At 59.0% G+C, this 329-nt stretch carries 2 pseudogenes; one reads left to right on the top strand and one right to left on the bottom strand.

Annotation, left to right across the window (positions count from 1 at the left end):
- Positions 1–10: 10 nt before the first annotated feature.
- A pseudogene (locus tag A3764_RS26390) lies at positions 11–181 on the top strand (ParB N-terminal domain-containing protein); the annotation flags it as partial.
- A 58-nt stretch (positions 182–239) separates the two neighbouring features.
- Here the strand turns inward: A3764_RS26390 and A3764_RS26385 are convergent.
- Positions 240–329, bottom strand: a pseudogene (locus A3764_RS26385) (cobaltochelatase CobT-related protein); the annotation flags it as partial.

The raw sequence follows: 329 nt of genomic DNA, 5'->3' as shown, positions 1-329 counted from the left end.
AAGCGATGGTCTGGATGAGCTTGTCTCGTCGATCCGCGAGCACGGTCAAAAGGTTCCAGTACTGGTTCGCCGAACCGAAGACGGTGCGCTTGAGATCGTCTATGGACGCCGTCGGCTTCTCGCTTGTCGCCAACTTGGTCAGAAAGTGCGCGCCACGGTCATGGAGATGACCGACGAGGAAGCTCTCATTGCCCAAGGCGTAGAGAATAATGCGCGCCAAGATCCATCATTCATCGAAAGGCGCAGATGGCCGCGATGGAAATCGGCCGCCCGCGCATGGAGCCGGAGTTGTCCAGCAGCAGCGTCACCACGGTATCGCGGAACTCGGT

It is taken from the genome of Sulfitobacter sp. HI0129, from assembly GCF_001635395.1.
In the GTDB taxonomy this organism is placed as follows: domain Bacteria; phylum Pseudomonadota; class Alphaproteobacteria; order Rhodobacterales; family Rhodobacteraceae; genus Sulfitobacter.
The sequence above is the reverse complement of the archived record's forward strand: the minus strand, read 5'-3'. Positions and strand labels throughout refer to the sequence as shown.